Annotated in this window: 7 protein-coding genes and 1 pseudogene; 5 read left to right on the forward strand and 3 right to left on the reverse strand. The window is 68.6% G+C overall.

Going from position 1 to position 11154, the window contains the following annotated elements; all coding sequences use genetic code 11:
- Positions 1 to 105: pseudogene (locus N415_RS33400) on the reverse strand (MarR family transcriptional regulator); the annotation flags it as partial.
- A gap of 74 nt (positions 106 to 179) precedes the next feature.
- Between N415_RS33400 and N415_RS29835 the strand changes: the two are divergent.
- Both N415_RS29835 and N415_RS29840 read left to right on the forward strand, forming a co-directional pair.
- Positions 180 to 1121, forward strand: a complete 942-nt coding sequence (locus N415_RS29835) for a PHB depolymerase family esterase (RefSeq protein ID WP_068189774.1) — start codon at positions 180 to 182, stop codon at positions 1119 to 1121.
- Positions 1122 to 1202: 81 nt separating this feature from the next.
- Entirely contained in the window at positions 1203 to 3806 is a 2604-nt protein-coding gene (locus N415_RS29840) for a LuxR family transcriptional regulator (protein ID WP_081665608.1), read from the forward strand.
- Positions 3807 to 3872: 66 nt separating this feature from the next.
- On the opposite strand, the gene N415_RS29845 is transcribed toward N415_RS29840, so the two are convergent.
- Both N415_RS29845 and N415_RS29850 read right to left on the reverse strand, forming a co-directional pair.
- Positions 3873 to 7112, reverse strand: coding sequence for an adenylate/guanylate cyclase domain-containing protein (locus N415_RS29845; RefSeq protein ID WP_239645737.1), 3240 nt, complete (start codon positions 7110 to 7112; stop codon positions 3873 to 3875).
- 66 nt (positions 7113 to 7178) lie between these two features.
- Positions 7179 to 7787, reverse strand: coding sequence for a TetR/AcrR family transcriptional regulator (locus tag N415_RS29850; protein ID WP_068189762.1), 609 nt, complete (start codon positions 7785 to 7787; stop codon positions 7179 to 7181).
- Between the two features lie 68 nt (positions 7788 to 7855).
- Between N415_RS29850 and N415_RS29855 the strand changes: the two genes are divergently transcribed.
- The 3 genes from N415_RS29855 to fadD1 form a co-directional block, all read left to right on the forward strand.
- A complete protein-coding gene (locus N415_RS29855; protein WP_068189766.1) occupies positions 7856 to 8686 on the forward strand; it encodes an alpha/beta hydrolase in 831 nt (276 codons plus the stop codon).
- Between the two features lie 36 nt (positions 8687 to 8722).
- Entirely contained in the window at positions 8723 to 9484 is a 762-nt protein-coding gene (locus tag N415_RS29860; protein WP_068189768.1) for an SDR family oxidoreductase, read from the forward strand.
- Positions 9485 to 9556: 72 nt separating this feature from the next.
- Positions 9557 to 11154 (forward strand): fatty-acid--CoA ligase FadD1 (fadD1, locus tag N415_RS29865; protein ID WP_068189771.1); only part of this gene is annotated, 1598 nt, incomplete at its 3' end.

Raw genomic sequence — 11154 nt, forward strand, 5'->3', positions numbered from 1 at the left:
GGCAGCCGCGAACGCGGCCCGCAAGCGGGGCGCGCCCGAGGCGGCCACCAGGTTCACCAGCGCCGGGACGGTGGGCTTCCAGTGGCCGTCCGCAACACGTCGCATGGGAAGAGTGTGCCACCTGAGTGCATTTTGACAAGTACCTTGTCAAAATGTGGGCCGGCTGCCAGGATGGGTTCATGCGATCGCTGTGTGCTCGGGGGTTCGGTGTCGGTCTCGCTTCGATTTTGGTCGTGGTGCTCGGCGGCTGCGTCGGCGGCGGTCATGCGTTGGGAACGCCCGGCGCCCAACCGATTCCGGTCGGGCAGTCCACGCAATCCATCGATTCCGGCGGTGTCAGCAGGACCTTTCACCTGTACCGACCGCAGGGGTTGCCCGACGCGGCACCCCTGGTGGTGATGCTGCACGGCGGCTTCGGCAACGGCGCGCAGGCCGAGCGGTCCTACAACTGGGACGCCGAGGCGGACACCGGGCATTTCCTGGTCGCCTATCCCGACGGGCTCAACCGCGCCTGGAATGCCGGTACCTGCTGCGGCGAACCGCAGCGCGCGAATACGGACGACGTCGGTTTCCTCACCGCGATGGTGGGGGCCATCGAACAGGAGATCCCCGTCGATCGCGCGCGCGTCTACGCAACCGGCATGTCGAACGGGGCCATGATGGCGCTGCGGCTGGGCTGCCAGAGCGACACCTTCGCCGCGATCGCCCCCGTCGCCGGCACGCTGCTCACCGACTGCTCCCAAGCGCGACCGACATCGGTGCTGCAGATTCACGGCACCGCCGACGACCGGGTGCCCTACAACGGCGGACCCGGAAAGGCCTTCGCCATCAACGGGAATCCACGAGTCGACGGCCCCTCGGTCGAGTCGGTCAACGCCACCTGGCGGTCCATCGACGGGTGCGGACCCCCGACCTCGACCACCGCCGGCAGCGTGACCACGCAGACGGCCGGATGCCCCGACGGGCGCACCGTCGAGTTGATCTCGGTGGCCGGCGCCGGCCATCAATGGCCCGGCGGCCAGCCGAGCCCGCTCGCAGAACTCGCCGGCATCCCCGAACCGTCGACGGCGCTCAACGCCACCGACACCATCTGGCAGTTCTTCGCCCAGAGCCACCGCTGACCATCTGTCCAGCGTCGAGGAGTTTGGGCGATCGACGCGTTTTCGGTGCGACAACTCGACATTCGCCGGTTTACTTGTCACGTGGAGCGCTTGCTAGAACGTGAGGCCGTCCTCGCGAAGCTGGCCGCACTGGCCCGCGCCGTGCGAAAGGGCAAGGGCCACGCGGTCTTGCTGCGCGGTGAAGCCGGCGTGGGCAAGACCGCGGTGATCACCCGCTTCTCCGCGGGCCTCGACGAGATGCGGGTGCTGCGCGGCTGGTGCGACCCGCTGGCCGCGCCACGGCCGCTGGGCCCGCTACTGGACGCGCTGGGCGGGGTGGGTCCCACGGCGGCCCGGGCTTTGGATGACGCGATCGAATCGGGTGACACCGGCGCGCTATACCGGCGGCTGCTGACTGTGTTGCGCGACGGACACCGCTGGGTCTGGCTGATCGAGGACGCCCATTGGGCCGACGGAGCGACCCTCGACCTCATGCGATTCCTGGCCCGGCGCATCGACTCGCTACCGCTGCTGCTGGTGGTGTCCTATCGCGACGACCAGCTTGACCGGCAGCACCCGCTTTCGGTGGCGCTCGGGGATATTGCGACGTGCGCGGGGGTCAGCCGCGTCGGATTGGAGCCGCTGAGCCGGGAAGCGGTCGCGGTGCTCTCCGCCGGCAGCGGTGTCAACGCGGACCAACTGTACGAACTCACCGGCGGAAACCCGTTCTACGCCACGGAAGTGCTGGCGGCCGGGGCGCAAGCGCTGCAGCGAAATGCGTTGCCGCGCACAGTGACCGAGGCCGTCTGGGGCCGCCTGGGGCGGTTGTCCCCCGCGGCGCGCGAGACCGCGCACGCGGTGGCCGTCTGCGGCCCACGGGTGCACCCGGCGGTGCTGGACAAGGCATGCCCGGCCGGCAGCGCGGGGCTGGCCGAATGCCTCGACGCCGGGGTGCTGCACACGGAGTGGGACGCGATCGGGTTTCGGCACGAGCTGGCCCGGCGCGCGACCATTGACCAAATCCCCGCCCATGAGCGCAAGGCCCTGCACGCCCGCGCACTGGACGCCCTTGCCGAATCACCGATCGACCCGAACACGTTCGCAGCGTTGGCTTTTCACGCCGATCAGGTCGACGCCGCCGAAGCCGTGATCCGCTACGGCGTGGCCGGGGCCGAGCGCGCCGCGGCCCTCGGGGCGCCGCGGCAGGCCGCCGACCTGTTCGCGCTCGCGCTGCGGCGCGCCGACACCGAACCGGCCGAGAAGAGGGTCCAGTGGCTCGAGCAACACGCGGTGGCGTGCTACCTCTGCGGGCGCGGCGAGGCCGCCGTGTCGTCCTGGCGCGAGGCGATCGCGCTGCGCCAGGCGATGGGCGACCGGCTGGGCGAGGGCGACGACTTGCGCTGGCTGTCGCACGGATTGTGGGGGTTGGGTCGGGTCAGCGAATCCGCCGACGCGGCACGCGCCTCCCTGCGCCTGCTGGAGGACGCCGACCCGTGCCCGCAGCTGGCCTGGTCGTTGGTCAACATGGCCGAGCAGGGCCTGTGGAATTTCGACCCGGCGTGCGCCGACTACGCGGCTCGGGCGATCACCGTCGGCACCCAACTCGGCGACGACGCGGCGGTGGTCCGCGCGCGCGGCTACACCGCGTTGGCCAATGTCGTGCGCACGGACACTGGCTGGGACGAACTGGAAGCGGTCTGGCACCAAGCGAAGGACGCCGACGCCCGCGGCGAGACCGCCGCCTTCTTCGGGGCGGTGAACGGGTACATCGCGGCGATGCACTACGACCCCGATCGGGCGGATCGCTACATCGCCGACACCGTCGCCTACTGCCGCGACCGCGGCATCTACCTCTTCGAGGGAATCGCCGACGGCGCCGACATGTTGGCGGGCCTGCATCGCGGCCAGTGGGATCGCACCACCGCGCGCGCGGAGGATCTGCTGACCCGCCCCGGGCTGACGCTGGTGAATTGGATCTCGCCGCGCATCACCCTGGCGCTGATCAACGCCCGCCGGGGCGAACAACCGGTCGCCTCGCTGCTCGACGACTTGGAATCCGATTACGAGATAGAGCAACAGCGGTTCTTCCCGATGTGGGCCGCACGCGCGGAAGCCGCCTGGCTGGCGGGCGACGACGACCTGGCTCGCAGCGTCGCGCAACGTTCACTGGCCAAGATGGGCGGGGACCGCAATCCCTGGCTGATCTGGCAGCTGCGCCGTTGGGCCCAACTTCCCGGTGGCCCGCCAGAGCCAATCGCCGGCGATGGCCCAGTCACTCCGTTCCAGCTGGAGATCGGCGGCGACTGGCGCGGCGCCGCGGCGGCCTGGGAACGCCGGGGCTGCCCCTACGACGCGGCCATCGCCCGGCTCGGCGGCGACATCGCCGCGGCGGAATCGGCGCTGGCCACCTTCCGCGGCCTCGGCGCGCGAGCGGCGGCCCGCCGGGCCCAGCAGCGCCTGACAACGCTGCGTGGGGATGCTCGTCGCGGAAGGGGCGCGGGCACGGTTTCCGACCCGGACGGGCTGACCCGGCGGCAACGCGAGGTCCTTACGTTGATCGCCGCCGGGCACAGCGACGCCGAAGTGGCGACCAAACTGTCCATCAGCCCGAAGACCGTCGGGCACCACGTCGCCGCCATCCTGACCAAGCTCGGCGTCGACAACCGCACGCAGGCCGCGGCCCGCGCCCGAGACGCCGGATCCTAAGGCCCCGAAATATGGAGAAAATTCCCGATCCGCGAGGCCATTTCGGGTCGCCGGTGGTGACGCTGGCTAATGCAGGGCTGCGTGCGCTCGCGCAAGCTCGGGTAGCGGACTGTCTTTCGGTATCTTCGCGACGGCATCAATTAGATGTTGTCGTGCCGGCTCGCCCCGCAGGTCGAAGTCATCGAGGCTTGCCCGGATTTCAAAGAGCGGCGCACCCTGGTGGCGAGCAAGCTCGCGGGCGGCGGCGAGGTCGTCAGCTCGCGCATCCGCGTCTGTGTGAGTCTGCGCCCGCGCACGCAGCAGTTCGGCGTCGTAGAAGCGCACGCCGGTATCCGCCGTGAATCGCAGCGCACCACCGATGCGCGTTCGGGCCTCGTCTGGTTGCCCGGCGACTGTCAAGAGCTGCCCCAAGACACACCAGTAGAAGGGCCGGTATGTGCTGGCTCCCAGCGCCTGCCATACCTCGATCACCTGGGTCAGTGCCTCGACGTGGGACGGCAAAACGGCGGGGTCGGGGCGCCGTGCGGCGATGTCGGCTCGCGCATCGACCATCGCGTTTTCGGTCGCGGTCAGTAGCTGCCAGTACAGATAATCGAGCCCGTAACGTTCTGAGGTGTCGGCCATTTCGCGGACCAGAGCGCGAGCGCGGTCGTACTGACCGATTTCGGCGCGGACCCACACGTCCATGTCGATGGCGTAGAGATGGTTGTAGGGCCTCTGTGGGTAGCCGAGTCGGCTTGCGCGGTCGACGGCACGCTTGAGTTGCACATCGGCGCCGGCGAGATCCCCTTGTATCAGGCGATACCAGGCCAGGTGTTCATGCGCCAGTGCCACGGGGTCGTGCGGGACAAACCACATGTCCTGTAGCCGCTGTTCGTAATCATCGGCCAGACCAGCCGCGGCTTGATCGAAATGCTCGCTGGCGGTGGCGAATTCACCACGCAACCACGCAACTATGCCCGTCGAGCCGCATAGCGCCGGCCGGAACCCCTGCCGACCGTGCTCGGTGGCCGCCACTGCGGCCTGCAAGACCGAGTCAACCCGGCACAGGTCCGAACGCCAGAGGTAGTAAGCACCCACGGCGGTCAGCGTCGCGAGCAGGTCGTCGTCACGGGCATCGGTGCCCGCAAGCTGCAGGCAGCGCTCGAAGTCTGAAGCGGCGACGCGGCTTTGCGCGCCTTCGGCGGTGGCAGTGAGATAGCCGCGCTCGAGCCGCGGCGCGATCTCGCGCCGGTCGCGATCCGGGCCAGGTGGACATTGCTCGACTTGGGTGAGCACGTGGGTCAGATAGGTACGGGCCTCGGCGAGAGCGCCGCGGCGACGGGCAGCGGCGGTCGCCGCTTGGTAGGCCGATGCGGCATCGGCATGCCGGCCGCCCTGTTCGTAGTGAGAGGCAACCAGCGGCCAGTCCGGGTCACCAGCCATGTTGTGGACTAAAGCGTCGGCGACCTTCGCGTGCAATTTGCGCCGCACGCTCGGCGGCGCGAGTTCGTCGGCGACCTCGCGGAGCAGTTCGTGGCGAAAACGCCAGTGGGCGTGCCCCGTTCGCTCGAACACCCCGGCATCCGTCAGCTGGTCGACAACTTCGTCGACCGTTTCCTCGTCGAGCTCCGAGACCGTCGTCAACAGCGATCGGTCGACGACACGGCCAATTACGGCGGCGGCTTCGACAACCGGCACGACGTTCTTCCCGGCGCGGAGACGCGCGAATAGCGGTTCGTACAGCGCGTCGGGCACCTGGGTGTCGTCCGACGGCGTCATACGCAGGCCCGCGACGACCTGTTCGATGTAGAAGGGCACGCCGTCACAGCGGCGCTGCACCGAGGCACGCTGGTCGTCGTTGAGTGTCGGGTCGAGCGCGACGATGAGCTCATCGGTCTCTTCGTCTGTCAACGGGCCCAGGTCGAATTGCTCTGTCTGCCAATCGTTCGGGAGCGACTTTTCATCACGACTGGTGAGCACGGCAAGCAGCCGTCCATCCCCGCCCCGCAGCATTGCGCCGACCACTTCCAACGTCGACGGATCGAACCACTGCAGATCCTCGGCGACGAGTAGCGCCGGCGCATCATTCAAGCAGGCCCTCAGGTAGGAGCCCACCGTCGAGGTGATCAACTGCTCCAGCCTGCGGCCCTCGGCTTGCACCGGCTCGTAGCCATGTTCTGGTCCGATTGCCAGAACTGGCGCGAGTCCCGGCACGGTGGTGGGCGGGTCTAGCCCGCGCGCGGATATTTCGTCCCGTAGCAGGCGCAGCCGCGTCGCGGCATCGGTGAGACGAGTTATGCCGCATCGCCGTTCCAGCAGCGAGCGGACCGGGTGGAATCCCACGTGGGTGTGGAAGGGCGATCCCGCCAGCTCCAGCACTACCCCACCCGAGCGCTTGACAAGAAACGTGGCTTCGCCCACCAGCCGGCTTTTGCCGAGGCCCGGTTCGCCGGAGAAGAACAGTCCGGAAGTGGTGAGTGTGCCGGTTTGCGCTTGCGCCCAGCACTCGTGAAGGCGCGCCAGCTCGCGCTTTCGGCCGACCAAGGGACCATGCACGTCCGTCGGCCGCTCGACACGTTCGCTGTCGACGCGGTGGTGAGCGATCAACCCGGCGACGCCCTTCACCGGGGCGGCGGGCCGCTCCTCGAGCTCGAAGTGGCTGCGCACCAGCGCCGCAACCGGATCGGAAACCACTACTGAATTCGGTGCCGCAAGCCCCGACAGGCGGGCCGCCAAGTTCGCCGCCAACCCGTACACGTCGTCCTGCGCCGTGTCCAGATACACCAGCCCGCGATGCACGCCAACGCGCGCGGCGATCTCGAACCCGAAACGACGTTGGATCTGCTCGCTGAGCCGTGCTACTTCCCGCGCAATCTCCAGTGCCGCGTGAACCGCCCGGCGGACGTCATTCTCATGCGCGGCCGGGTGACCGAACACGGCCAACAATCCGTCGCCCTTAGTAGAGCCGATGTGGCCCCCATAGCGGTCGACCGCGCGCGAAACGATGTCCCGGTAGCCGCCGACCACCAGGCGATAGACCTCAGGCTCCACGCGGGTCGACAGCACGGTCGAATCGACAACGTCGGCGAACAGAATCGTCAGCCGCCGAATCTCACCGTCCGCGCCGGGCGCGATCGACAGCAAGTCCTCGGCGTCGGCGTTCCCGTGATCGATAGCAAGCACCTGAGCGGCCAATGTCGTCGCCGTCTTAGTGTCTCCGCGGTTGATCGCGGACACCGCGCGGTCGACCAGCTCGTCGATTGAGGCGCCGAGCTCGCTCTGGGCGCTTTGGCCGTGCGCCGGAATGCCCCGGCCGTCCGTCACGGGAAACATCGTCTCATTCCGAGCGCTTACGCACCCCGGTAACCAGAAGCCGAGAGCTGCCGTCGATCAACGCTCGTCCAGCATCGCGTCGATCAGCCGGTGCAGCACCTCCCCCGTCTCCCGGCGGGCGCGTTTCGGATCGTCGGCGGTGGCGATGACCATGGCCGCCTCGTCGAGCGCGCCGATCAGGATGTGGGCCAACGGCCGCATCGGTTGCTCGGCCAACTGCCCGGCCTTGACGGCCTCGGTGAGCAGCTGTTCGGTCATGCCCAGGCTGTAGCGCTGCGCGACGTCGCGGAAAGCCGGCCACCCGAGCACGCTGGGCGCGTCGAGCAGGATCAGCTGGCGCACCTCGGGATCGCCGGAAACGTCGAGCCAGGCGTCGACGGCGGCCCGGATCGCGTCGGCGGGCGTCGTCGCCCCGGACTCGGCCACGATGGTGCCCATCCGGGCCATCACGTCCTGCTCGACGGCCTCGACCACCTCGGCGAAAAGCGTTGCCTTGTCGGCGAATTGGTGGTACATCGCGCCGCGGGTGACCCCCGCGGCCGTCGCAATCTCCGGCGTGCCCACCTCCGCGTAACCGCGCAGACCCCACAGGCGGCGGGCAGCCGAGATCAGCGCGTCGCGGGTCGCCGCGGAGCGCTCCTCCTGGGTTCGTCTCTTGATTTCCATACAGCCTGTTGGTAACTTACGAACAGACAGCCTGTTTGTAAATGTACCTTTCAATGTAGGAGTCAGCCATGTCGACGATCGACATTAGTGCCGGGACCATCCACTACGAAGCAACCGGACCCGAGAACGGCAGGCCCGTCGTCTTCGCGCACGGGTACATGATGGGCAGCCAACTGTGGCGTCAGGTCAGCATCCGCCTCGCCGATCGCGGGCTGCGCTGCATCGCCCCCACCTGGCCCCTGGGCGCGCATCCGCAGCCCCTGCGGCCGGCCGCCGACCGGACCATTTACGGTGTCGCCGGCATGGTCGCCGAGGTGCTTGCCGCCCTCGATCTCGAGGACGTGGTGTTGGTCGGCAATGACACCGGCGGGGTCGTCACCCAACTCGTCGCGGTGCACCATCCCGAGCGGCTGGGGGCGCTGGTGCTCACCAGTTGCGATGCGTTCGAACACTTTCCACCGCCGATCCTCAAGCCGGTGATCTTGGCGGCCAAGTCCAAGATGATGTTCAAGACCGTCGCCCAGGCCATGCGCGCGCCGGCCGCGCGCAAGCGCGCCTTCGACGGGCTCGCATACACCAACATCGACGAACTCACCGAGGCATGGGTGCGTCCGGGGCTGTCCGACCCGGCGATCGCCGAAGACCTGCGCCAGTTCAGCCTCTCGATGCGCACGGAGGTCACCACCGGCGTCGCCGCGCGACTGCACGAGTTCGACAAGCCCACGCTCATCGCCTGGTCGGCCGACGACGTGTTCTTCGAGCTCGCGGACGGCGAACGGCTGGCCGCGACCATCCCCAACGCCCGCCTCGAGGTCATCGAGGGGGCGCGCACGTTCTCGATGCTCGACCAGCCGGAGCGGCTCGCCGATCTGCTGTCGTCGATTGCGGTACGCACCTAGCTCGGGACGCCGCTTGACGGGCGCTACGCTCGCGGCATGCAAAAGGTGCTGCAAGGCAGGCGGATCCTGGTAACGGGCGGAGCCACCGGTATCGGCGCGGCCGCCATCGGAGTCCTCACCGACGCGGGGGCCGAGGTGGTCGGCACCTACCACAAGACCCCGCCGCCGGATGGGCTGGCGAACCCGTGGCTGCAGTGCGACGCGCGCGACGCCGACGCCGTTACGGCGATGGTGCGGCAGGCCGCGGACCACCTCGGCGGGCTCGACGTCCTAGTGAACGCCGCGGGGCTGTGGCAGGCCGGAATTCCGGGCTACATCGGCGCCGACGACATCTCGTTCCTGTTGGACACCAACGTGAAGGCCACCATCCTGACCAATCAGGCCGCCTACTCGGTGATGAAAGAGCAGAACCCCAAGGGCGGCAGGATCATCAATTTCGGGTCGTCCGAAGCCGTGCAGGGCAGCGCGATCTCGGCGGTCTACGCCGCAACGAAGGGCGCGGTGCAGGCCTGGACACGATCGGCCGCGAAAGCCTGGGGCGCCGACAACGTCACCGTCAACGCGTTGGCTCCTGCGGTGCAGACACCGGGCTCGGACCGTTTCCGGGATTTCCTGGGTCCCGAAGCGAGCGCCCTGATCGATCAGCAGATGCAGCTGATGATCCCGATCGGCGGGAAACTCGGAGATCCCGCGCGAGACGTGGGGCCCATGCTCGTGTTCCTGGCCGGCACCGGCTCGGGCTTCATCACCGGGCAACTGCTGGCCGTCGACGGCGGACTGATGATGGTGGGCGGCTAGAACGCGGGGCGGGGGACCGCCGCTAAGATAAGACGGACCGTCTCGTCTCGTAACCGAAGGTGGACCGCTGCGATGGCCGACGACACGATTCAGGCGCTACTGCGTAAGCGCCTGACCGACCCTGCCGTCGCCATCAAACACGGCCATTTGCAATGGACTTGGGATCAATACCTCACCGAGGCGACGGCGCGAGCCGCGGCCCTGATCGCCGCCGCCGACCCGCGTCGACCGATGCACGTGGGCGCCCTGCTGGGAAACACGCCGGAGATGCTGGCCCAGATGGCGGCGGCCGGGCTCGGCGGGTACGTGCTGTGCGGAGTGAACACGACGCGGCGCGGCGAGGCTCTGTCCGCCGACATCCGACGGGCCGACTGTCAGTTCGTGGTCACCGATCCCGAGCATCGGCCGCTGCTCGACGGTCTGGACCTCGGGGGCACGCAAATCCTGGATACCTCGACGCCGCAGTGGGCCGAATTCCTCAGGGGCACGGGCGATTTGGTCCCCTATCGCGAGGTCACCGCGACGGACGCGTTCATGATGATCTTCACGTCGGGAACCAGCGGTAATCCCAAGGCGGTCCAGGTCTCCCACCTGATGGCGGTGGTCGCCGGGCTCAGCCTGATGGGGCGATTCGGGCTGACCGAGCAGGACACCTGCTACGTGTCCATGCCGCTGTTTCACTCCAACGCGGTCGTCGCCGGTTGGGCGCCCGCGGTGGCCTCCGGCGCCGCGATCGTCCCGGCGAAGTTCTCGGCGAGCAACTTCCTCGATGACATCCGCCGCTACGGGGCCACGTACATGAACTACGTCGGCAAGCCCCTGGCCTACATCCTCGCCACCCCCGAACGCGACGACGACGCCGACAACCCACTGCGGGTGGCGTTCGGCAACGAGGCCAACGACAAGGACATCGAGGAGTTCGCCCGCCGCTTCGGCGTTCAGGTCGAGGACGGCTTCGGCTCCACGGAGAACGCGGTCATCGTGATCCGCGAACCCGGGACGCCGAAGGGGTCGATCGGCCGCGGCGTCGACGGGGTCGCGATCTACAACAGCGAGACCGTCACCGAATGCGCCGTCGCACGCTTCGACGCCAACGGGGCGCTGGCCAACGCCGACGAGGCAGTGGGCGAGTTGGTCAACACCGCGGGCTCGGGGTTCTTCACCGGCTACTACAACGACCCCGAGGCCAACGCCGAACGGATGCGCCACGGCATGTACTGGTCGGGGGATCTGGCCTACCGCGACGCCGACGGCTGGATCTACCTGGCCGGGCGCACCGCCGATTGGATGCGCGTCGACGGCGAGAACTTGGCCGCGGCTCCCATCGAGCGGATCCTGTTGCGGCACAGCGCCATCAATCGCGCCGCGGTATACGCCGTCCCGGACGAACGGGTGGGAGATCAGGTGATGGCCGCGATCGTCCTCAACGACGGCGCCGAGCTCGACCCCGATGCGTTCGAAGCCTTCCTCGACGCGCAACCCGACCTGTCCCCGAAGGCCTGGCCGCGGTACGTGCGCATCGCCGCCGACCTGCCCAGCACCGCCACCCACAAGGTGCTCAAACGCCAGCTGATCGCCGAAGGCGCGTCCGCCGGCCAGGGCGAAATCCTTTGGGAGCGTGACGGGCGCGGCACCGCGTACCGGCAGGCCTCGTCCAGTGGCGATCGCAA

It is taken from the genome of Mycobacterium sp. UM_CSW (assembly GCF_000455205.1).
Taxonomy (GTDB): domain Bacteria; phylum Actinomycetota; class Actinomycetes; order Mycobacteriales; family Mycobacteriaceae; genus Mycobacterium.

What these genes read in the sequence shown, in the direction of transcription:
- N415_RS29835 (WP_068189774.1), top strand. Translation starts at nt 180, where the DNA reads ATGCGATCGCTGTGTGCTCGGGGGTTCGGTGTCGGTCTCGCTTCGATT.
- N415_RS29850 (WP_068189762.1), bottom strand. Translation starts at nt 7,787, where the DNA reads ATGGAAATCAAGAGACGAACCCAGGAGGAGCGCTCCGCGGCGACCCGC.
- N415_RS29855 (WP_068189766.1), top strand. Translation starts at nt 7,856, where the DNA reads ATGTCGACGATCGACATTAGTGCCGGGACCATCCACTACGAAGCAACC.
- N415_RS29860 (WP_068189768.1), top strand. Translation starts at nt 8,723, where the DNA reads ATGCAAAAGGTGCTGCAAGGCAGGCGGATCCTGGTAACGGGCGGAGCC.